The 19,958-nt window shown below is 32.0% G+C and carries 16 protein-coding genes and 2 pseudogenes; 6 read left to right on the plus strand and 12 right to left on the minus strand.

The features are described from left to right. Positions 1-109 precede the first annotated feature (109 nt). The 5 genes and pseudogenes from RT412_RS16225 to RT412_RS16245 all read right to left on the minus strand — a co-directional run bounded on the left by RT412_RS16225 (position 110) and on the right by RT412_RS16245 (position 3,658). Positions 110-1,326, minus strand: a pseudogene (locus tag RT412_RS16225) (ArsA-related P-loop ATPase). Between the two features lie 56 nt (positions 1,327-1,382). Continuing rightward, entirely contained in the window at positions 1,383-2,432 is a 1,050-nt protein-coding gene (gene arsB / locus RT412_RS16230; RefSeq protein WP_313346588.1) for an ACR3 family arsenite efflux transporter, read from the minus strand. A 12-nt stretch (positions 2,433-2,444) separates the two neighbouring features. After that, the gene (locus tag RT412_RS16235) at positions 2,445-2,777 is read right to left on the minus strand and encodes a metalloregulator ArsR/SmtB family transcription factor (RefSeq protein WP_313346585.1); all 333 of its coding nucleotides are present in this window, start codon (positions 2,775-2,777) and stop codon (positions 2,445-2,447) included. 12 nt (positions 2,778-2,789) lie between these two features. Next, the gene (gene arsD / locus RT412_RS16240) at positions 2,790-3,182 is read right to left on the minus strand and encodes an arsenite efflux transporter metallochaperone ArsD (RefSeq protein WP_313346580.1); all 393 of its coding nucleotides are present in this window, start codon (positions 3,180-3,182) and stop codon (positions 2,790-2,792) included. A gap of 62 nt (positions 3,183-3,244) precedes the next feature. Next, complete coding sequence (locus tag RT412_RS16245) at positions 3,245-3,658, minus strand: arsenate reductase ArsC (RefSeq protein ID WP_313346578.1); 414 nt, start codon at positions 3,656-3,658, stop codon at positions 3,245-3,247. 446 nt (positions 3,659-4,104) lie between these two features. Here RT412_RS16245 and RT412_RS16250 point away from each other — a divergent pair, with 446 nt between their 5' ends. From RT412_RS16250 to RT412_RS16260, 3 genes are read left to right on the plus strand one after another with little or no spacing between them, the layout of a single operon-like run. Beyond that, positions 4,105-5,109 carry a permease gene (locus RT412_RS16250; protein ID WP_313346576.1) on the plus strand — a complete coding sequence of 335 codons (1,005 nt, stop codon included), beginning with the start codon at positions 4,105-4,107 and terminating at the stop codon, positions 5,107-5,109. Between the two features lie 31 nt (positions 5,110-5,140). Further along, the gene (locus RT412_RS16255) at positions 5,141-5,380 is read left to right on the plus strand and encodes a thioredoxin family protein (RefSeq protein WP_313346573.1); all 240 of its coding nucleotides are present in this window, start codon (positions 5,141-5,143) and stop codon (positions 5,378-5,380) included. Between the two features lie 41 nt (positions 5,381-5,421). Continuing rightward, entirely contained in the window at positions 5,422-5,958 is a 537-nt protein-coding gene (locus RT412_RS16260; protein WP_313346571.1) for a DUF2703 domain-containing protein, read from the plus strand. A gap of 235 nt (positions 5,959-6,193) precedes the next feature. Here RT412_RS16260 and RT412_RS16265 read toward each other — a convergent pair whose 3' ends face one another. Continuing rightward, on the minus strand, positions 6,194-6,706 hold the full coding sequence (locus RT412_RS16265; RefSeq protein WP_313346569.1) for a dihydrofolate reductase family protein: 513 nt from the start codon (positions 6,704-6,706) through the stop codon (positions 6,194-6,196). A 558-nt stretch (positions 6,707-7,264) separates the two neighbouring features. On the opposite strand from RT412_RS16265, the gene RT412_RS16270 reads away from it, so the two are divergent. Beyond that, the gene (locus RT412_RS16270; RefSeq protein WP_313346568.1) at positions 7,265-7,447 is read left to right on the plus strand and encodes a hypothetical protein; all 183 of its coding nucleotides are present in this window, start codon (positions 7,265-7,267) and stop codon (positions 7,445-7,447) included. Between the two features lie 147 nt (positions 7,448-7,594). Here the strand turns inward: RT412_RS16270 and RT412_RS16275 are convergent, their stop codons facing one another. The 3 genes and pseudogenes from RT412_RS16275 to RT412_RS16285 all read right to left on the minus strand — a co-directional run. Further along, entirely contained in the window at positions 7,595-8,449 is an 855-nt protein-coding gene (locus RT412_RS16275) for a methyltransferase domain-containing protein (RefSeq protein ID WP_313346566.1), read from the minus strand. Between the two features lie 308 nt (positions 8,450-8,757). Continuing rightward, positions 8,758-9,168 carry a GNAT family N-acetyltransferase gene (locus RT412_RS16280; RefSeq protein WP_313346564.1) on the minus strand — a complete coding sequence of 137 codons (411 nt, stop codon included), beginning with the start codon at positions 9,166-9,168 and terminating at the stop codon, positions 8,758-8,760. A 118-nt stretch (positions 9,169-9,286) separates the two neighbouring features. Further along, positions 9,287-9,625: pseudogene (locus tag RT412_RS16285) on the minus strand (helix-turn-helix transcriptional regulator); the annotation flags it as partial. A gap of 120 nt (positions 9,626-9,745) precedes the next feature. Between RT412_RS16285 and RT412_RS16290 the strand changes: the two are divergent. Then, the gene (locus RT412_RS16290) at positions 9,746-10,180 is read left to right on the plus strand and encodes an isochorismatase family protein (protein WP_313346562.1); all 435 of its coding nucleotides are present in this window, start codon (positions 9,746-9,748) and stop codon (positions 10,178-10,180) included. Positions 10,181-10,487: 307 nt separating this feature from the next. Here the strand turns inward: RT412_RS16290 and fusA are convergent, their stop codons facing one another. Beyond that, entirely contained in the window at positions 10,488-12,554 is a 2,067-nt protein-coding gene (gene fusA / locus RT412_RS16295; RefSeq protein ID WP_313346560.1) for an elongation factor G, read from the minus strand. Positions 12,555-12,812: 258 nt separating this feature from the next. Between fusA and RT412_RS16300 the strand changes: the two genes are divergently transcribed. Continuing rightward, on the plus strand, positions 12,813-16,829 hold the full coding sequence (locus tag RT412_RS16300) for a DUF445 family protein (RefSeq protein WP_313346558.1): 4,017 nt from the start codon (positions 12,813-12,815) through the stop codon (positions 16,827-16,829). A gap of 120 nt (positions 16,830-16,949) precedes the next feature. Here the strand turns inward: RT412_RS16300 and RT412_RS16305 are convergent, their stop codons facing one another. Both RT412_RS16305 and RT412_RS16310 read right to left on the minus strand, forming a co-directional pair. After that, complete coding sequence (locus RT412_RS16305; protein WP_313346556.1) at positions 16,950-18,308, minus strand: sodium-dependent transporter; 1,359 nt, start codon at positions 18,306-18,308, stop codon at positions 16,950-16,952. A 474-nt stretch (positions 18,309-18,782) separates the two neighbouring features. Then, the gene (locus RT412_RS16310; protein ID WP_313346554.1) at positions 18,783-19,949 is read right to left on the minus strand and encodes a TolC family protein; all 1,167 of its coding nucleotides are present in this window, start codon (positions 19,947-19,949) and stop codon (positions 18,783-18,785) included. Positions 19,950-19,958: the final 9 nt, after the last annotated feature.

Raw genomic sequence — 19,958 nt, forward strand, 5'->3', positions numbered from 1 at the left:
AATTAAAAGGACGATTCTATTCGTCGCAACATAAAACGAATAGAACCGTTCCCTATCCCATTTTTTAAAACTACAATAATTTGTAGCTTAAAAACAAAGTTTGACACAGTTATTTAACTAAATCGTTTAATTTTTCACCCTTGATTTCGTCAGAACTCCAGCCGACAACTGCTAATCTTCCTTTTGAATGTTCTAAAACTCTGTTGATCCACTCAATTTCGTTGCTTGCTTTTGCAGATAACAATTTATTGATAGTATTTACTTTATAGAGAGAAGAATTTACAACCCACCAATTTGTACATATGTCTGCACGTTTTAAATCCTCTTCTAATCTCAATGCTTCATAAACAGGGGTTGCTTCCGGTAGAGTAACAATTATTACCTCAGTTTCATCAGTATTTTTTAGTCTTGGTAATAATTTTTTTGCCGATTCTGGTATATCGCCTTGAGAACGTGATATTTCTTTATTGTAACTTTGGGTTGATTCTAACAACAGCAATGTATGACCCGTCGGTGCGGTATCAATAACCACGACTTGGTCTTCAGCTTTTTCAACTATTTCTGCAAATGCTCTGAATACTGCAATTTCTTGCGTGCATGGCGAACGCAAATCTTCCTCTATATAAGCTACATCATCTTCCGACATTGTTTCTTTTGCTTTATCTAAAACCTCATCTTGATATTTTTTAAGTACTTCTTTTTCATCTATGTGACTTATAGTGATACCAATTTGCTCTTCAATAACAAAATCAAGATGAGCTGCGGGATCAGTTGTTGTTAAATGAACTTTCTTTCCTTTTTCAGCTAATCCTAAGGCAATTACTGCAGCTATTGTTGTCTTGCCTACTCCACCTTTTCCCATTGTGAATATTACTTTTTTGTTTTTGCTATAAAGATCATCTGTTATATCTTTTAGTCCTTTTAAAACTCTGTATTTAATTTTTCTTCGTTTATATTAAATTTTTCTTCTGTTAAAAATGCTCTTACATTTTCAATACCTGTAATATTATACGCCCTGAGAGGTATTACATAGGTTGTTATATTCTTAAGTCCCATTGGCATTTCTGACAATGCTCTTTGCTGCTTGATATAATAGCTTTTAGATATTTCGTCATCGTACTCAGTAAACAGTCCATTAATTACTAAGGTATCAAACACATCTTGTAAATTTGATGCCGGATCTGTACTTATTAATAAAACTTTTTTACCCATGTCTGCCAAAGTCACAGCTGTGGCACAAGCGGCGGATGTTTTACCCACACCGCCTTTGCCTGTAAAAAATAAGTATTTTGTAAAATTTATATTTATAGGGTTAAATATTTCCATTTTGCCTCCTAATTTGTTTCAATGCATAACAGCATGAAAATGTTCCACTTGTTAAATTATTTTGCCGGGAACCAGTGTGCTGTTTTGTTTGCAATAAACACTAAAAATAACATTGTTGGAACTTCGGTTAATACGCCTACTGTAGTAGCAAGTGCTGCAGGAGAATCCATTCCAAACAGTGCTATTGCCACTGCTACTGCAAGTTCAAAGAAATTTGATGCTCCGATCATTCCAGCCGGTGCTGCTGTGTCATAAGGCAACTTAAGCCATTTACAAGCAAAATATGCAATAAAGAATATTAATAATGTCTGTATAGTAAGCGGTATTGCTATCAACAAAATATGCAATGGATTATTTAATATAGTTTCTCCCTGGAATGAGAATAATAAAACGAGCATTAATAATAACCCTGCTGTTGTTACGCCATCAAATTTAGGCAGAAATTCTTTTTCAAAGTAGTCCAATCCCTTGTTCTTTATTACATTCATTCGGGTTAATATTCCCGCTGATAGTGGTATAACAACAAAAAGCACTACAGATAGAACCAGCGTATCCCAAGGTACTGAAACATTGCTGACTCCTAACAAAAATTTAACTATTGGAATAAATGCTACTAATATAATTAAGTCATTGGTTGCTACTTGAACCACTGTATATGCAGGATTACCTTTAGTTAATGTGCTCCATACAAAAACCATTGCTGTGCAGGGGGCTGCTCCCAATAGTACTGCACCGGCAAGATATTCTGTTGCAAGTTCAGGTGTAATAAAGTTTTTAAATACTGTAAACAAGAAAAATGATGCAATAGCATACATTGTAAACGGTTTTATAATCCAGTTTGTTATCCATGTTACGTACAATCCTTTTGGATTCTTGCCTACATTTTTAATACTTTGGAAATCAACTTTCATCATCATAGGGTATATCATTACCCAAATTAATATTGCAGTCGGTATTGAAACATTAGCATATTCAAACTTGCCGAAAAATTCTGGAATTGCCGGTATTAACCTTCCTATAAGAACACCGGCCGCCATGCATAGTGCAACCCATAACGTTAAATATTTTTGAAAAAATCCTATTCCGGATGTATTTTCATTGCTCATAGTATCCTCCAATTATTTATTACATAAATCCTGCGGTTTACAGTCTTCAAATTTAGAACAATCATCTGTATAGAAAGGAAGTGTGCTGATTTTTATTTTCAGATAATCGTATAGTTCCTTATTGTCATTTATAAATTCCTCGCTTACTTTATAGTAAGTCCACTGAGCATTTTTATAGCTGTCTAAGATTCCTGCTTTTTTTAGTACATTTAAATGCCTTGATGCATTGGATTGGGTAAGTCCCAAGCAATGTTCAATTTCACAAACACACATTTCACTTTTAAGTACTTGAGATAAAATGCGTAATCTTGATTCGTCAGCTAATGCTTTTAAAATATCAATCATAATTTCCTCCTATCAACAATCTCCGCCGCTATCGCAGCCGCAGCCGCCTGATTTCTTTCTGCTTGCCTTTAGAACATTTGGCCGGGAACCAAAGTCTCTTACAGTTAAATCAAAAAATTTTGCTATTTCTTCATTGGTTGGATATCTTCCTGTTACAACTAATTCACCATCTAATAATATTGCCGGAAGAACATCAACACCTTTCTCATTAATTAATTTGTTTATTTTATTGTTTTTAATAAATTCCTGTGGTGCATTTGATAAATTAAATCTTTCAACTTCTATACCCTTATTATTTAACATATTAATAACAGTTGATATTCTAATTAATTCCGTATCAACACCCACACCACATACTCCTGTTGAGCAGCACATTGCCGGTTCAAATATTTGTATTCTTTTCATACTATCCTCCTCATATTTCTATATTATTTTATGAGCATTTACTCATATTTAACACAAAATTATTAAAATAGACTTCCCGATTTTATTTTTGAAGCAAGTTCTTTTACTTTTTTCTCAATTTCTGCAATAACAACCTCAAACTCTTCATCGCTTTTGCCTGTCGGGTCATCTAATCCCCAATCTTCTTCATACTTGCTGTCTACAAAAGGGCATATAACATTACATCCCATTTTTATAGTTATATCAACTTCAGGAAGCTCTGTTATCAGCTTTGAATATTGAGTCTGTCCCATATCTATATTATAAATCTTTTTTATCAGCCTTACTGCATCCTGATTAATTTGCGGCTTAGTTTCTGTTCCAGCTGAATAACTTTCAAATACATCACTCGCAAAGTGTTTGCCTAACGCTTCTGCTATTTGGCTTCTGCATGAATTATGAACGCATATAAATGCTACTTTTGACTTATTACTCATAGTCTATCTCCTACTAATATTTTTTTAATTTACAAAATCATTGTATATGATTATATGCTCATGTGTCAATATGTACTTTGTAAATATTATGTAAAATGCGATTGTATAACGCCTGATTGCGCAAACAAGCAATAACGCCGGGATTCATCATGTATTATAGATTATACATAGACGAACGCAAATATAATTTCAAAATTATATTGACAGTTATCTATATATTGCATATAATAATCCTAAATACATAGATGGATATCTATATAAGTAGGAGGCAAATTATTTTGACAAAATATTATGCGAAAGTGGTTTGGTAAACGGCAGGAAAGACGGTATATGGACTAAGTATTCAATCGACATAGATAATTTTGAAAATCTTCAAAATTTTATTGACAGTATAGCACAAAATATGAAATCAGAATAGTAATTTAATGCTTTGAAGGAGAATAAAAATGAATATTTTTCAGTGGCTAAATAACCAGTTGCTTAAAATGGAGTGGCTTTCCGATTTAATTAAGCTTTTAGTGGAAAATGTATTTGGATTAAGTATCCAAGAGCGAGTAGGCGGAAGTATTCACTTTTTTATATATGATGTTATAAAAATATTTATACTTTTATCAGTTCTGATTTTTATAATCTCTTATATACAAAGTTACTTCCCTCCTGAAAGAACTAAAAAAATATTAGGTAGATTTAATGGAATTACGGGGAATATATTAGGTGCATTACTGGGAACCGTTACACCTTTCTGTTCATGTTCGTCAATTCCGTTATTTATTGGTTTCACAAGTGCGGGATTGCCATTAGGTATAACTTTCTCATTCTTGATATCATCTCCGCTTGTTGATTTGGCTTCAGTGTTGTTGCTTGCAAGCATATTCAATTGGAAAATTGCATTTGGTTATGTTGTTGTAGGACTTATACTTGCGGTAGTTAGCGGAACAGCAATTAGTAAATTAAAGCTTGAAGAGTACGTTGAACCATTTGTTTATGGCAACAAATCCATTGACATTAAACAGGAAAGCATGACAAGAAAAGATAGAATTAACTACTCTATAGAACAGGTTTTATCAATTATTAAAAAGGTTTGGTTGTATATATTGATAGGTGTTGGTATTGGGGCTGTAATACACAATTGGATACCGGAAACTGCTATTGCTGCAATATTAGGAAAAGATAAATGGTATTCCGTTTTGATAGCAACCATAGTAGGTGTTCCTATGTATGCCGATATATTTGGTACATTGCCTATTGCAGAAGCATTAGTCGCCAAAGGCGTCGGAATTGGAACTGCTCTTTCATTCATGATGGGAGTAACGGCATTATCCTTGCCTTCAATTATTATGTTAAAGCAGGTTGTTAAACCAAGACTCTTGGGGATTTTTGTCGGATTAGTTGCTGTAGGTATTGTCATTATAGGATATGCATTTAATGCTTTTGGGTATTTGTTCATATAATTTATAAAAATATATTAAAAGGAGCTCAACTATGATAATTAAAATTTTAGGTTCGGGATGTAAAAATTGTGTTGCATTAAAAGAAAATACTGAAGCAGCATTAAAGGAAACAGGTATTAAAGCCGAAGTAGTAAAGGTGCAAGATATGAAAGATATTGTATCATATGGTGTGATGCAAACACCTGCATTGGTAATTGATGAAAAAGTTATGTCATTCGGAAAGGTGTTGAAATCAAGCGACATAATAAAGATTCTCGAGAAAGTAAAATAGTAATTTCATAATCTTTATATAAAAAAAGGAGATGTTACGTGATGAAAAATAATAATTCATGTTGTTGCGGTTCAAATTGTTGCAGCACTTCCACTAACAATGATTTCAACAAAAAAAATATTGTAATCGATTTTTTGTATCTTGATGTTACAGTATGTAATCGATGCCAGGGAACAGATAATAGTTTAGATGAAGCAATTTCAGAAATTTCAAAAGTTCTTGAAGCAACAGGTGTACATGTAACGGTAAATAAAATAAATGTAGTTGACCCGGAACTTGCGAGAAAGTATAAATTTAAAACTTCACCAACCATTCGTATTAATGGAAATGATATTCAAACGAATTTTAGAGAAAGCTTATGTGAATCATGTGGAGATTTATGCGGTGACGACATAGACTGCCGGGTTTGGGTTTATGAAGGAGAAGAATACACGCAACCTCCAAAAGCCATGATAATCGAAGCTATTTTAAAAGAGGTTTATGGTGGTGGCAGTACAAAGCAGGAAGAACATGATTACATTATGCCTGAAAATCTTATGAAGTTTTATAATGCAAAGAAAATCAAGGATAGCAAATAGTTTCTTTAAAAATCAATATATGCATAAAAAAATTCTTGAACAAGTAACATAAAATAATCTGCTCCCCTGAAATTAGGTGCAGATTATTTTTTTAAGTCAGACTTTATTTTAAAACTGCATAATTGTAGCTTTAAAATAAAGTCTGACAAAACACATTTATGCTACCCTTCACAACAAATTGGAATTTGTATGACCAAACTATGATAAAGGTAAGGAATTTTGAAAGCTGAACGAACTATATTTTACTATAAATCAATTCTGCAAATTGTCCGTATTTTTTTACTTCTTTCAAGCAAAATCGCTTCAACACTTCTTTTTGTGAAAATAATGGTATTCCCATCCCCAATAACACAGGGGCAATCTGTATTATCATATTATCAACCATATCATTATCTAACAGAGGGGCTAATATTGTGTTTCCTCCAACAATCCAAATATTTTTATCCCTCTCTATTTGTTTCACAAATTCAACAACATCACAATTCATAGGAATAAATTCTCTGACTGATAAGCTTTCAGCATGTGTAAAAACATAATTTTTGGTAGTCGGATAAAGACTGCCGATATTCTCTATGTTTTCAATTTCATTAAATGTTCTTTTGCCCATTATAGTAATATCCATGCTTTTATAGAAACTTTCATAACCAGTTTCTTCTATTGAACCAGTTTGATAAAGCCAGTCCAGATTATGGTTTTTGTCAGCAAGATAACCATCCATGGTAATGCAGCCGTAAAAAAATACACTCATTTTTTAAACCCTCCTTTGATAAATTCTCATTTATTGATATAATCCACTCTTTGTCGTTCAAGCACAAAGTTCCAAGCCAGAAAGGATCATAAAAAACTCTTCCTGACTGGAGTGGCTATGATATTTGGTGCTATATGCTTTAGGCGGAACATAATCAATGTTCACATAAATTTTTTGGCTTCCTGCAGCACCTAACGATTTTGTAACTAAGCAATGGAATCATTCCATATAAATGCTTCCGGTAATTGTTTTTCATTCAATATTTCCATCTGTTTTGTTCTTCCTTTGTAAAATACAAGAGAATTATCACATTTTTATTATTCAAAAAGGTTTAAGTAAATTATAACATTTTTCCTATTTATTTCAATTCTTTCCGACACATTTTTATTAAATAAAAAACACCTCTTGTTATTACACCCAAGAGGTGTTAATTAAGTGAATCTTTAAAGACAGCATAACCTGATTTTTAACTATTAAGTAATTGCAATACATAAAAATCGTATAAATACACAATACTATATATAAATTTATAATAATATTAAATTAGGAGAACACAACATGGAAAGAAGTAAAAATAATCAAAATAATCTAGAGGATAAAAATATTCATTTAAATAAATCTCTGAAAAGAAATTCTAATAATAAAAGTATTTATTCAAATGAATGCCCGGTTAAAGACGCTGATGGAAATTGTCTTGTGCCAGGTGTTTTCAGCGATTCTGATGAAATAGGTGGAGGTTAATTTAAAATACCCTATAAGGCAATAAATTCAAAGAAAGATTGTTTTTTAAACAACCTTCTTATATTTTCTTTGCCTTTCCCTGATCCCAACCCCTCCTCAATACGCTCTTCTTAATTGTTACACCCAAATTTGATATATTATCTGTAATTATACTTTCACAGTCTTGTTAAATTTTTGTGCCACTGCACATATAGTTTTTGATTTATCAGAGAGTTTTTTCCCACAAACATCATCATAAAGTGTTATTTTTTCAAAACCAGCTGACTTTATCTCATCCGAAAGAGACTTCACAGTAAATAATTGATTCCATATATTATAACAATCACAATTATCTTCCGATATAATTACATACTGTTCAAGATAATTTTTCGTTTCAATATAATGATAATTTCGTTGTATACACACATGCGGTTTCGAGCACCAAAAACCAGAATCTGCATAATATAAATCCTGTTTTTCTGGTACATCAGAAAGTTGATTCCTTGTAAACCCATCTAATATTAAAATACCATCTTGTTTTAATGCATTCATAATTTTGTCTAAAATAAAGTTTCTTTTATTTGGAGATAACACTCCGAAATCACAGTAAATTAATGTTATCAAATCAAATTCATTATGATATTCAATATCCAAATAGTTTTTATATATGTAATCTATATTTTTCGCATTTAAATTAGCATTTGTAATTGCATATTCTATTGATCTTTTTGAAAAATCAATTCCTGTTACCTGAAATCCTATTTCTGAAAATAATTCAGCATAAATTCCAGAACCACATCCCAAGTCTAATAATTTTTTTCCTGATGTTTTTTTTAACATAGAGCTAATCCATTCAACAGAACTTTTTATAAAATCCAATTGCCTAGAAGCAGCTTCTATATTTGGATTCAAGTGTGCATCTAACATATATTTAGAAATATTTTCATCATCCCAAAATGGAGCTGTACTCGGCTCATATAATTTGGGCTTATCTTTTAAATAATTTAAAATATTCTCATACATAGTTATTCCCCTCTAAAAATGTAACGTGACCTTAAATCATTATCTTGAATAATATTTATAGATAAACTTTTATTTATTTTTAGTTCTTTTATATGGAAGTCCGTATTTATATCATCCTTTACCATATAATAAGTACTTGGGAAATGAATTTCATCACAACATCTATCTGACTTGTGATCATAATCTCTTGACCATTTAAAAAATGTTTCGCATCTTTGTGTTCAATTGCTCTAACACATACCTTTTCACCTTTTCAAAATTTGAAGCTCATAAAAACTCCTTCATAAATATAATGTTCATTTTTCAAACTATATCATCATAAACATACCTGCACCGTCATAATCGCAAGGTCGCTTTTCAAAACCAAACTTTTCATAAAATTCTTCTTTCCCCTTAGAACTTATCAACTCTATACTAACCTTATATCCGTTTGATAATTTATTTTTAATTGTAGCAATAATTGTATTCATTAATAATTTTCCATTTCCCTTATTTTGTTTTTCAGGTAAAATGACAAAATCTTTAATATAAAAACTCATGGCTTTATCGCCTAAAATTCGCGCCATCCCAATTAATTCACTACCTTCATATAAGCTAAATGTGCATATTGAATTATCTAAAGCAATCGCTACCTGATCCACTTCTGGAGGATCCCAACCAACGCTGTGAAATAGAATTATAAATTCCTCAGGTTTTAATCGATTCAATTCTACTCTCAAAGCAATTTCCTCCTTTTAAAACAGATAATTTCCTATATAAATTTGAATTTGTATGACTAATTATTTTGTAATTCAGTAAACTTTTCAACTCTCATACAAAGCGAATATTTTCCTATTGCTTACTATGTTCGGCGGGGATAAAACTCTTGACTTTGGCAAGGGCGTTTACCAGTTCATTACCTCGTACCATGTTGGAAAGACTATAAAGTCCCATCAAGATAGCGGAAAGGTCGGCAGTCGAAAAAACCTTTCTATCAATCTTGTATTTCTGCATGATTTCAAAGCCGCCGCCCACTCCCGATGTTGAGCGAACAGGAATACCCGCCATGTTGATAGTGTCTATGTCGCGGTAGATTGTGCGGGGTGAAATTTCAAACATATCTGCTAACTCCTGTGCGCCTATACGCTCTTTATCAAGGAGTATCGTAATAATGCTAACAAGCCTGTCAACTTTCATCTGATAGCCACCTTTCAAAATTTCTTTTTATCATTATAGATTGTTGCCATAATGTTGTCAACAATTACATGGTACAATAAAAAAGTAAACAAATCAATCTACCTATCAGGAGGAGACACTATGCAGAAAAAAGCCTTAGTAATAATTGATATTCAAAATGACATAACAAAGAATTACAAGGATATTATTGACAATATCAATAAAGCTATTGATTGGGCAGTCAATAATAATATTCATGTTATTTATATAAGGCATGAAAATTTATCAGCCGGCACGAGGACTCTTAAACCCAATACACATGGATCTGAATTAGCTTCAGACTTGAGAATAGTATCAAAAAGTGTTTTTACAAAATACAAAGGAAACGCATTAACCAGTGAAGAATTCACAGACTTTATTAGTAAAAATGAAATATGTGATTTCTACATAGCAGGAGCAGATGCCGTTGCTTGTGTTAAATCAACCTGTTACAACTTACGCAAAGCAAATTATGGCGTTAAACGGTCTGATGTTTGGTATCAATACAGGCATGATATGTATGTTTACGTTGGATGAAATCATTGAAATTGCAATAAAATTATATTGTTTGTTGGTGCTTTTTACATAAGACAGTTTTCAAGGGAGATCGTCAAGCCGCTTGCAGGGACGAGAATCTAAATACATTGAAAATTCACTGGCGTATTATTTATATTGGACATACAACCGAGCACCCCCCGAATGAATACTCTAATAAAATTTCATATCTAATATTAGATTTCTGTGTCTATATCATAATCATTCTTATAACACAAAAATAGCACCTATTGGTTATGATACCCATAGGTGCTATTTTGTCTTATATATTTATCTGGTATTAATTATTTTAATTTTCGCTCTTTGCTTTGTAGTCGGCTACAACTTTTTCGGCCATGTTGAAAGGCATTTCGTCGTATCTCAGAAATTCCATTTCGAAGCTTCCCCTTGCCTGAGTCATTGATTTTAAATCAATTGCATAGGTGTACATTTCAGCCATCGGAGCTTCTGCCAGTACCTTCTGAGTGCCGTCCTCCTGCTGCTCCATACCTAGGATTTTTCCTCTTCTCTTGTTCATGTCACCCATTATATCTCCCATGTATTCGTCGGGAATATATATTTCAACCTTTGCAACAGGCTCCAATATAACTGGTTTGGCTTCCTGCATACCTTTTTTGAAGGCGATGGATGCCGCCATCTTGAAGGATGTTTCGTTGGAGTCAACGTCGTGATATGAGCCGTCATACAGCGTAGCCTTTATGTTAACAACCTTGCAGCCTGCCAGCACTCCCTTATCCAGGCATTCTTTCAGTCCCTTTTCAACGGCAGGTATATAGTTTCTCGGAACTGCTCCGCCGACAACCTCATCTACAAACTCAAAGTCAGCATCTGAAGGCTCAAAACGAATACGGACATCACCGTATTGACCTGCTCCTCCTGATTGTTTTTTATGCTTACCCTGTACGTCTGACTTGCCTCTGATGGTTTCTCTGTAAGCAACCTTTGGATTGGTCAGATCAACTTCAACCTTGAAGTTATTTTTCAATTTATTTGCAAGAACGGCAAGCTGAATATTTCCATGACCGCCTACAACCAGCTCTTTTGTCTCCACATTTCTTTCTATTATAAAAGTAGGATCCTCTTCGTTCAATCTGTGGAGTCCAACTCCCACCTTTTCGTCACTGTCCTTTGTTTTGGCGCTTACAGCCATAAAGTAGGAAGGTTTCGGGAAATCTATTCCCTTGTATATAATCGGGCTTGCTTTTACCGAAATAGTGTCTCCTGTTTTAAAGTTCATTAATTTAGCGGTGGCTCCTATATCTCCCGCCACAATCTCCGCAGCCTCTATCTGATCCTTTCCTCTCAGGTAGAATATGTTTCCGATTCTTTCAGTCTCTCTGTTAGCGTCATTGTAAACTTCCGTATCCTTTTTCATAACTCCGGACATTACCTTAAACAGAGTAATCTTGCCGACAAACGGGTCCACAATCGTTTTGAAAACGAAAGCAGACAAAGGCTGAGTGGAAGTTACCTTTCTTGGTGTTGTTTTTCCGTCCACCATTCCCGTTACCTCACCCGTATCTGACGAGTTAGGAAGGTATTCGTTAATCATGTGCATCATGCACTTGATTCCCATGGCTTTTGTGGCACACATCACTATAACAGGAACTACCTCTCCTGCCAATACAGCATTTTTCAGACCGGTGCTTACTTCCTCATATGTAAATTCTTCTCCGTTGAAGAATTTATCCAGCAGCAATTCGTCTGTTTCCGCAACGGATTCCATCAGAACGCCTCTCAATTCTTCAACCTTGTCAGTCAGCTCTTCCGGCACTTCTATCTTAACATTATCTATTTCCTCTATTAAACGTCCCTGACGGTCAACTATATCCACGTATCCTTTGAAGTTTTCTCCTTCTCCGATAGGCAGCGCGAAAGGAACGACCTTTTTTCCGAATCTTTCTCTTAATTCTTCAAGCAATACATCAAACTTAACGTTTTCTTTATCCATCTTGTTAAGTACGATAATTCTTGGCAGGTTTCTTTGCTCTAAATATCGCCAAACCTTTTCTGTTCCGACTTCAATTCCCGAGCTTGCGTCTACAACCACAACAGCTCCGCTTGCAACTCTCAGTGCTCCGTAAACCTCGCCTACAAAATCAAAATAACCAGGAGTATCAAGAAAATTTATTTTAGTGTTTTCATACTCTACAGGTATAATTGATGTACCGATTGAAACTTGTCTATCTTTTTCTTCTTTATCGAAGTCTGATACTGTATTTCCATCTTCAACTTTTCCCATACGGTTTGTAACTTTTGTAACATATAAAAGTGCTTCTGTTAATGTTGTTTTACCGCAATTGCTATGACCTACTAATGCAACGTTTCTAATTTTGTCAATGTTATACGTTTTCATTTACTTTATTCCTCCTACTAAATTCAGCTAATTAATAATATTTTACATGAATTATACTTATAAATCAATATAATTTTAATTATGTGACTTTTTTGTCTAATTTATGCAAACAATAGGAAGTATACATTAAATTTATAATTTATGACAGACTCGACATTAAATTTACACTATTTGCATTTTTTGCTTCAAAGTGATATAACTAAATTAAGACATCCCCTTAGCTTCATAGCAGGAGGGTTACAATGAAAGGGAAATAGCATGAATGACATTGTATTAAATTACATAATTCAAGCAATATTGGGCGGAGCTTCCGGTTACATTACAAACGACTATGCTATTAATATGCTTTTTAAGGAGTATACTCCATTAAAAATAGGCGGAGTTATAAAGAAAACCCGTGGAGAATTTATAGAAAACCTAAGCTCAATGGTGGAAAACGACATAATAAACAAGGATAAGCTTCAGGAAATATTGAGTGATGAAAATTTTAAAATCAAATTTGAAAATCTGACAGCTGATTTTTATAATAACTGTATTGATGAAACCGCAGGTGATGATACTTGGGATAAAATAATAACTGATGATACCGATAAATTTATCCGTAATTTAATAATAGAATACTCTCCCAAGGTATTTGAATTATTGATTAAAGATTTCGATATAAAAGAGTTCTTAAATGATAATCAGCTTAACTCCATCAGCAGCTTTTTTCATGATGCAATCCTTGAAATATTTGAAAACAATAGAGATATTACAAAAAATGTGTTGTTGTCTATATATAACAACAACTTAAATTTAACCCTTGATAATATAATAGATAAAAAATCGCCACAACAGATAGTTTCAAATATGGTTAATGCATTAAAAGATAATATTATAAAATGTGATAATTTTGAGTTACAAAAAGCACTTAATATAACAGGTGTTGAAAAAGCTGTTGAAGAATCTGTCAATATATTGCTCAACAAACAAGTACATGAAGTGATAAATATAAGCAGTGAAATCATCGTTAAGGTTGATGATAAAGTTTTATCGTATATAAATTCTGATAAAGGATACCGATTTATATTTAATTTATGTACTTCGCTATTTACCCACGGCAAATCAATCAATAAAACAATATCTGAGCTGTTAGACAATAATTTTGAAGAAAATCTTAAACATTATTTAATAGAAACCATACCCGGTATAACCGAAAAAATCGTTAATTGGATTAAAGAAAATAACCATACAATTGATAAATTATTAGAGGATTCCATTGATGAGGTTATAAATGAATCAGACGGACTAAAAGCTAAGCTGCTTTCAACCATTAAAAATACTTATTTAAGCAATTTGAGTAAAAAGTATTCAATAGTTGACAAAATAGTTGCTTATGTGGAAAGCAATACTGAGCCGGAAAAGTTAAGTATTTTTCTGAGTGCTAAAATACTTGATATGATGAATAACTTAACTATCAGAGAATTTATTGAAGAGGCAGAAATTAACGGTTTAACTCCTCATAAATGCACAGAACTTATTATTGCCTATTTAAATAATAACTTCACCAAAATTTTAAAACAATCGGTTGAATTTATCAAAGATATTAAAATAAACAATCTTTTTCCTGCTTCGTCGCCAAATGATGAATCGGTTGATAAGGCAATAATTAAATTTAAGGAAATTTGTTCGTCACAAAATGTACAGGATTTTTTTACAGAAAAATTGTCTTTGTATACAGATAATATTTTATCTGCAAAATTGGAGAATTTATTATCGGAAGAAAAAATTAATAATCTGTCTTTAAATTTTAATAATTTTATTGTTCAAGAGCTAAACAATAAGTATATTATTAAAAAATGGATTTGTGCCCAAATTGATAATATTACTGAAAATTTGGATATAAGCCTGAACAATGAAACAATTTCTTTTTTGAATGAAGAGCTGTATAAAGAATATGAAGCTTATTCTAAAGATTTGAGAAATACTAAACTGTCTCCGGCAATAGACAAGTTAAAGAGTATTGACAATATTGCTAATAACAGTTCTGATTATTTGCGTTCATACGCAATAAAAAACACTGATACTATTTTAAAGGGATCAATTAAGTTAATTGTAACAGATAATTTGAATAAACTAAATGATGACGAGCTTGTTGATTTAGCTAATGATTTTATTGGAAGAGAATTAAAACCAATTATGTTTTTCGGAGGTGCTTTAGGTGTTATAGCCGGACTTATTTTAGCTGCTTTTCAGAACAAAGCCCTGAACCCTCAGGAAATCAGCTTTGCTAACATGATTTTATATGCATTTGTAGGCTTTATAACCAATGTCATAGCTATCAATATGATTTTTAAACCATACAAGGAAAATAAGCTTATATCTAAAATTCCGTTTTTCAGAAATTTTTCATTAGGATACATTGTTAAAAATCAAAAAATATTTGCGGAGAAAACTTCTTATTTTATTGATAATAACCTATTAAGCAAAAAAAGCATCAGTAATCTATTTGAAAAACATGAAGAAAAAATTAAGAGCAGCTTCATAAAAACTGCTGCAGACAACGATTATAAAATATTGAAAGATTTGCTTTCTAACAGTAAGATTAATATTGTCAATAAAGTATTTTTATTTTCTAAAAATAAAATAAAAAATGACTTAAATCGATTATGCAGCTTTTTATATATTAAAATCAGCAAAATAAAAATATTTTCTGTAATTGACAATGTATTTAAAAATTATTGTCATAGTTTTATAAATTCTGAAAATATAAGCAAAGGTATTTATAGTTTCTTAAATTCTAAACGTAATATTAGAGGAAATTTCATCAACAATTTTGTATCCAAATTTATAGATAATTTTAGTGAGTACAATTTAAAAGATAATCTTTACAAATTTGAAGAAGAATATAAACAGCTTAACAGTAAAAAAATAAATGAAATATTAGACAGAAATCAGTTAAAGAATATCGAAGAATTTACAGCAAAAAAAATCAATTCAATTTTATTATCACAAAACATCAGAAATAAAATGTTTCAAAATGCTTCTCTATTGTTAAATAAATCTATTGACAAGGACAATACTATCGGAGAAATCTTTGACGGAAAGCTTAAAAATTATATTGATTCACACCTTCCTGATTTAACAGAAAGTATAATCAATATGTTAAATAAGAGTATACAAAGCAATAAGCCAAAAGTAACCTTAATGGTTCAATCAGAAATCAAAAATCAGCTTGGCTTTATTGAAAAAGGAATGTATACATTAATGGGTGGAGATGAAATAATAGATGAGCTGTTAAGTAAAATAATTACTGTAAAGGTTCCTGCATATTTAGAGCTTAAAAAGAATGAACTAAATAATATTATTTCAATTACAACGGATGAAAAGCTATATAAAGCGAAAGCCGAAATATTATTTTCAATTGTAAATAAGCTTAAAATTAAGGAATTAATTGACAACTACGTATCTGAGAAATCAGAAAAAATCGAAAATATTATAAAAACCAAGACGAGTAGTTTAGTTAACAATTCAGATAATATAGAGATCGGAAATATATTGAATGTGTTTTATTTGAATAATATACAAACTGCCTATAATGTATACGGAGCTGAATTAGATACTTTCACAACTTTAATCTCTGAAAATATTAAAGAAAACAAAAATGATATAATCAATTCTTTAACAGAATTTAATAAGATTTCACACAATGACATTTTTAAAGAAATAAAATATGAAGATGTTGAAAGTTCAGTAAATAACTTAATTAATCAATTGAACAAAAATAGTAATATAGAAAAAATTATAGATGAGTTTATTAATTTCTTTGTAAGTAACAATGAAGATGCAACTATTGAGCAAATTTTAAATGAAGATGAATTTATAGCTTCGTTAAGAAATTATATCAGCAGGTTAATTGAAAGCAGTGAAAATGAGAAAGTATTAAAGGATATATTCATTAAAACAATAGATACTGCTGTTTCTCATAACCTTAATTTTATAAGTAACGATTCAAAAGATTACTTATTTAATATTTTTATTGACAGTACAATTAACAGCTTAAAACGAAACTTAGACAAAATATTAAAATCTGTTGAATTCGATAAAATCGCCAAAGAAGAAATTGAAAAAATGAAACCGCAAAAAATACATAAAATGTTTAATTCATTTGGTGAAAAGTATTTCAGAAGGTTAATGATTTACGGCTTTGGAGGATTTATTTTTGGTATAAATGTATACATAGGAATGTCATTGACCGCACTAAAGGTTTCATCTCAATTAATGAATAAAAATTAAAGCTGCTTCTATCTGCACAGAAACAGCTTTTTGTTGCACTTACAGGATAAACGACCGACACCAAATCAAAGATTTGGGTCGTCTGCTTATATTTAAAATTGCTTATGCAATATAATATTCTTATCTGAATAATCCCATTATACTTTGAATTAATATATAACCTATTGCAATTGGTGCCAAATATTTGATTGAAACTGCCCAAATTTTAGCCATGCCAAATTTTACCTTTCTATTGTTAGTAGCTTCTTCAATAGCTTTATCTAACCCCCATACCCAGCCTATAAATATGCAAAGTACGAAAGCACTCAATGGAAGCAATAAGTTTTCTGCAATGTAACCAACTGAATCAAAGAAATTCATGCCGTTTATGAAAGTAATAGCTCCAAAGGCACCGTTAGCTAATGAAGAAGGAATACCTATTAAGAAAGCTAATGCTCCTAATCCTATTGTAGCATTTTTTCTTTTCCATTTAAATTCATCCACTGCATATGTTACTGCTGCTTCTAATAAAGAAATAGAAGATGACACTGCTGCGAAAAGTACGAATATGAAGAACAATACTCCAAAGAATGAACCCATAGGCATTTTAGCAAAAACACCGGGCAGTGTTATAAATAATAAACCAGGTCCGGCTGACGGATTGTATCCAAGAGCAAATACAGCCGGCAATACTGCAAATGCAGATAATAATGCAGCAGCAGAATCTAATAACGGAATTTGAACTGCTGATTTAGCTAAATTTTCATCCTTACCTAAATAACTACCATAAGTTATAATAACTCCCATACCTAAGCTCAATGAGAAGAATACTTGAACAAGAGCAGCAACAACTACGTCTATGCCAAATTTAGACCAGTCCGGTTTTAACATGTATTCAAGCCCTGCCATAGCACCGGGAAGTGTAACGGCTCTGATAACTACTGCTATTAAGATAACAAACAATGCCGGCATCAATATTTTACTTGCCTTTTCAATACCTCCTTGAATTCCTCCCATAACTATACCAAGAGTAATTACTATAAATATAGCGTGGTAAATAAGCGGCTCAAAAGGTTGACCTATGAAAGTCGTAAATATACCGCCAAGTGCATCCATATCTGATGTATTAAAATTACCTGAAAGACCTGATACAATGTATTTAATAATCCAACCACCGATTACGCTGTAATAAGTTAGTATTAAATAAGATGCTAATATTCCGAAAAATCCTGCAAATGCCCAATTTTTCTTTATTGCTCTGTAAGCTCCTACCGGACCTTGTTGAGAATGTCTGCCTAAAACAAGTTCTGCAAGCATAATTGTAAATCCTACTAAAACAAGTAAAACAATATAGGTAACAATAAATACGGCACCACCGTATTCACCGGTTAAGTACGGAAATTTCCAAACATTACCTAATCCGACTGCAGACCCTGCTGCTGCCAATATAAATCCTATTCTTGACCCCCAGGATCCTCTTTCATTTTTCAATTCTGACATTTTAACCTCCATAAATAAAATAATTTAGTGAATTACAAAATAATTCACTTCATCGATGTAAAAGTCAGTTGCGTAAAAACGTTTTTTTATTAACAATAAAAAAATGCAGATAAACTGACATATGAGCATATATATAGCAAAATTCATTCCAACTTTTATTATTTTAAAAACATTGACATTTATTAATGATTTTATGGTTTTACTGTCGATTATGCAACTAATTGCGTGCAACAAGTTTCATTTTAGCACGTTTTTGCAAAAATTAATGCAAAAAAAGAAGCCTTATTGGCTTCTCAGATTGATGACAAAGTCATCAAGATGATAGGATGTTGAAAAAGTTCATCCTGCAAGGCGCCGGAAGACGGGCAACCGCAGCGTATTCAGACATACGTGAGGATTGACCGGGTGAACGGCAACGAAGCAGGGGGACTTTTTCAGCAATCTGAGAAGCCCTGTGGGCTTCTTCAGATCTATTTATTTAAACGTCCCTATATTTGAATAATCAAACATCAGCTTACTCATATTGTAAGCAGCAAGCATCTGGTATCTTCCGATTTCAACCTCTGCTAACTTTGTATCAGCATCTAATACATCTAAGGATGTTGACATACCGTTATCATAAAGCAGTTTGTTTATTCTTGCAGCTTCTTTAGCTAATTCCACTGTTTTATCCATATTAACTAAAGCTCTTTCTGCTTTTACAAGATTTAAATATGTCTTTCTTACATCAAGCTCAACATCCTTGTATGCCTGTGGTACATTAAGTTCAGCATCCTTTAGTTTTTCCTTTGCTGATTTATGTTGCCATAAATTAGATGTGTAATACGCAGTAATAGCATGAGTTTCTATTTTTTGCAATTCAAAATTATTTTCAGCCGTTAAAATTTCTATCCTACCCTGCTTTGCGTTTTCAATTTTCTCATCTAAATTTATTTCATTTGCAGGAACATATGACAAATCGGTATCTGTCAGCACAAACTTAGTATCAAAGGGCAATTCTAACGCATTCAGTAAATCTAATTTAGCAATGTTTAAGTCATCCAATGCTGAATCCAAATCTGTTTTCGCCTGTTGTATTGCCATTTCTGCATTTAACACTTCAGCTTTTGTTGCCGAGCCGTTATTGAATTTCAAATTAACAACTCTTAACTGCTCATTTGCCTTGTTAAGTTTAGCTTGATTAATTTCAATTGCTTTTTCGGCAACAAGCACGTTGTAATACAGTGATTTTGTTCCTATTTCAATGCCTACAAGTATATTTTCTCTGCTTTTATTTAATTCTTTTGTTCTTAATTCAGCATTTTTGGAGAAATAATTATTTTTAGATAGTATTAAATTCACATATTCACTTCCACTTAACTCCATAGTTCCCATAGGCATCTCATTCAGCTGTTCATATAATTCTTTTGCACTGCTACCTTGCCTTCTTAAATCTTGCAATTCCTTAATTTTATCATCTATCTTCCACATTTCTCTGCTGTTTTCAGTTGCTATTCTGACAGCTTCATTAATCGATAATTCTAAAATTTTGTTTTCGGCTGAAACATTACCGATTTGTGCCGTATCCTCTGCCGTAACAACATTCATCAATGTGCTCAGCATTAAAATCATAACCAAAAATAATGATATTTTTCTTTTCATACGTTCTCC

It is taken from the genome of Sedimentibacter sp., from assembly GCF_032080165.1.
Lineage (GTDB): Bacteria > Bacillota > Clostridia > Tissierellales > Sedimentibacteraceae > Sedimentibacter.

Excerpts from the sequence above, each read along its gene's own strand:
- RT412_RS16255 (WP_313346573.1), top strand. The coding sequence starts at position 5,141 with ATGATAATTAAAATTTTAGGTTCGGGATGTAAAAATTGTGTTGCATTA.
- RT412_RS16310 (WP_313346554.1), bottom strand. The coding sequence starts at position 19,949 with ATGAAAAGAAAAATATCATTATTTTTGGTTATGATTTTAATGCTGAGC.
- RT412_RS16305 (WP_313346556.1), bottom strand. The coding sequence starts at position 18,308 with ATGTCAGAATTGAAAAATGAAAGAGGATCCTGGGGGTCAAGAATAGGA.
- RT412_RS16245 (WP_313346578.1), bottom strand. The coding sequence starts at position 3,658 with ATGAGTAATAAGTCAAAAGTAGCATTTATATGCGTTCATAATTCATGC.
- RT412_RS16270 (WP_313346568.1), top strand. The coding sequence starts at position 7,265 with ATGGAAAGAAGTAAAAATAATCAAAATAATCTAGAGGATAAAAATATT.
- RT412_RS16265 (WP_313346569.1), bottom strand. The coding sequence starts at position 6,706 with ATGAGTGTATTTTTTTACGGCTGCATTACCATGGATGGTTATCTTGCT.
- RT412_RS16250 (WP_313346576.1), top strand. The coding sequence starts at position 4,105 with ATGAATATTTTTCAGTGGCTAAATAACCAGTTGCTTAAAATGGAGTGG.
- arsD (WP_313346580.1), bottom strand. The coding sequence starts at position 3,182 with ATGAAAAGAATACAAATATTTGAACCGGCAATGTGCTGCTCAACAGGA.
- RT412_RS16260 (WP_313346571.1), top strand. The coding sequence starts at position 5,422 with ATGAAAAATAATAATTCATGTTGTTGCGGTTCAAATTGTTGCAGCACT.
- RT412_RS16235 (WP_313346585.1), bottom strand. The coding sequence starts at position 2,777 with ATGATTGATATTTTAAAAGCATTAGCTGACGAATCAAGATTACGCATT.
- arsB (WP_313346588.1), bottom strand. The coding sequence starts at position 2,432 with ATGAGCAATGAAAATACATCCGGAATAGGATTTTTTCAAAAATATTTA.
- fusA (WP_313346560.1), bottom strand. The coding sequence starts at position 12,554 with ATGAAAACGTATAACATTGACAAAATTAGAAACGTTGCATTAGTAGGT.
- RT412_RS16290 (WP_313346562.1), top strand. The coding sequence starts at position 9,746 with ATGCAGAAAAAAGCCTTAGTAATAATTGATATTCAAAATGACATAACA.
- RT412_RS16275 (WP_313346566.1), bottom strand. The coding sequence starts at position 8,449 with ATGTATGAGAATATTTTAAATTATTTAAAAGATAAGCCCAAATTATAT.
- RT412_RS16300 (WP_313346558.1), top strand. The coding sequence starts at position 12,813 with ATGAATGACATTGTATTAAATTACATAATTCAAGCAATATTGGGCGGA.